This is a genomic window from Bacillus sp. LR--39 (assembly GCF_053613335.1).
Window position 1 is genome coordinate 1 of record NZ_JBSIOT010000046.1, and the last position, 2,220, is coordinate 2,220.

3 protein-coding genes and 1 pseudogene are annotated in these 2,220 nt (G+C 46.8%); all 4 read left to right on the top strand.

The window, feature by feature from the left end; translation table 11 throughout:
* The coding region (locus tag ACWHAR_RS20005) for a stage II sporulation protein R (RefSeq protein WP_452087614.1) at positions 1-286 on the top strand (286 nt) is incomplete at its 5' end.
* A 66-nt stretch (positions 287-352) separates the two neighbouring features.
* Positions 353-796, top strand: coding sequence for a GNAT family N-acetyltransferase (locus ACWHAR_RS20010; RefSeq protein ID WP_014481193.1), 444 nt, complete (start codon positions 353-355; stop codon positions 794-796).
* Positions 797-952: 156 nt separating this feature from the next.
* Positions 953-1,993, top strand: a complete 1,041-nt coding sequence (locus ACWHAR_RS20015; RefSeq protein ID WP_017696007.1) for an L-threonylcarbamoyladenylate synthase — start codon at positions 953-955, stop codon at positions 1,991-1,993.
* Positions 1,994-2,071: 78 nt separating this feature from the next.
* A pseudogene (locus ACWHAR_RS20020) lies at positions 2,072-2,220 on the top strand (hypothetical protein); the annotation flags it as partial.

Sequence of the window (2,220 nt, forward strand, 5' to 3'; positions counted from 1 at the left end):
ATATCCTGCCGGTGAGTATGAAGCGATTTTGATTACGCTTGGAAACGGAGACGGCGCCAACTGGTGGTGTGTGCTGTTCCCGCCCCTCTGCTTTCTCGATTTTTCTAACGGGGAAGCCGTCAAAGAACAAGAAGATAAAGAAGCCTCAAAAAAGCAGACTGAAAAAGTGCTTGAGGACGTAACCGCTAAAGCGGAAAAAGCCAAAAAAGAAGAGAACGAAGAAAAAGAAGATGGCACAGAAGTGAAATTCTTTTTAGTCGAATGGATTTCCGACCTTTTTTCCTAATCATCTGGTCTAAAAATAGATTTGCCTCATAGATTGGAAGAAAGAACGCAAAAACGGGGTGAACGGATGTTTTATCAACTGCGGGTGGCAAGGGAAAAAGACGGAGATGTGCTCGAGGCATTTTTAAAACAGGCGAAAACCAGCTATGAAGGTGTGAAAGAAGGCTTCACTCAATTTCTTATGCTGGAGGACAGTGAGAAAAACATTGCCGGATGCCTCGGTATTGAAAAAATAAGCTGTGACCAGGGGCTGCTGCGATCACTTGTCATATCGGACAAGCTTCACCAAGGCCATATCGTCACGCTTTTTCAAAGCATGGAGGTGCTGTGCGAAAAGCATCAGATCAAAACCGTGTACCTAGTAGCAAATCAGCATTCCTCTGCGGACTTTCTGACGGCCATGGGTTTTGAAAGAGCTGAGAGTGTACCGGAGGAGCTGTTTTCTTCTGATCACTTCTGTGATTCGCGGCAAACAGAAGGAGCCGTTTTGATGAAAAAAGCGTCTGGATAAGTGCAGTTTATACACATACTTATCCACTTCTTTATTAGCGTTGTCCACAATTTGTGGATAACGCTTGTTTTATTACAGGACATCTTTTATACTTTCAAAAGGATTACACGCGTAAAACAAACGTTTTATTGTTGTGAATAAGGAGTTTGGTCAGAAATGAAAACGAAAAGATGGTTTGTGGATGTAACTGACGAGTTATCCACAAATGATCCACAAATTGCACAAGCAGCCGCTTTGCTCCGAGAAAATGAGGTCGTTGCCTTTCCGACAGAAACAGTATATGGCCTAGGCGCAAACGCAAAAAATACGGATGCCGTCAAAAAAATATATGAGGCGAAAGGACGGCCGAGCGATAATCCCCTGATTGTCCACATTGCGGATATAAGCCAGCTTGAGGATTTAACGGGCCCAGCGCCGGAAAAGGCGAAAACATTGATGAAACGGTTTTGGCCGGGAGCACTTACGCTCATTTTGCCTTGCAAACCTGATGCGCTTTCACCTCGTGTAACGGCAGGTCTTGATACGGTTGCCATTAGAATGCCGGATCATCCGCTTGCCCTTGCATTGATTCGCGAATCGGGACTGCCGATTGCAGCACCGAGCGCCAATCTATCAGGCAAGCCAAGTCCCACAAAAGCAGAGCATGTGGCACACGACTTGGATGGCCGCATAGCCGGTATTATGGATGGAGGCCCTACCGGAATCGGGGTTGAATCAACCGTGCTTTCATGTGCGGACGACATCCCTGTTCTCCTGCGTCCTGGCGGTATTACGAAGGAACAAATTGAAGCGGTGATCGGGCCGATTCATGTGGATAAAGGGCTCAGCGATCAAAACGAGAAGCCGATTTCTCCAGGGATGAAATATACACATTATGCGCCGACAGCGCCTCTTGCCATTTGCGAAGGCAGCCCAGAGCGCATTCAGCACCTCATTCAAGAATATCAACAGGGCGGAAGACGGGTCGGTGTCCTGACGACAGAAGAAAACGCAGGCGTTTATTCCGCTGATTATGTGAAGAGCTGCGGAAGACGGGCTCAGCTTGAGACTGTTGCGGCAGGGCTGTATGATGCTTTGCGCAGCTTTGATGAGAATAAGGTGGATTTGATTATCTCGGAATCCTTTCCGGACACAGGTGTCGGTCTCGCCATTATGAACAGGCTGATGAAAGCCGCCGGAGGAAGAGTGATTCGCTGAAAGCAGTCAGATGTTCTAACCCTTTTTGGACACGCATAGGCTAAAAAAGCGGGGCGTGTCCAAGGGGGTTATTTATGTATGTCGGATTTGTTTATAGGCGAACTGATTACATTAAGCATCATGGCGTTTGCTTTAGGGATGGATGCTTTTTCTGTAGGCCTTGGAATGGGCATGGTCAAACTTAGAAAGAAGCAGATATTCTATATTGGTTTCATCATCGGCCTCTT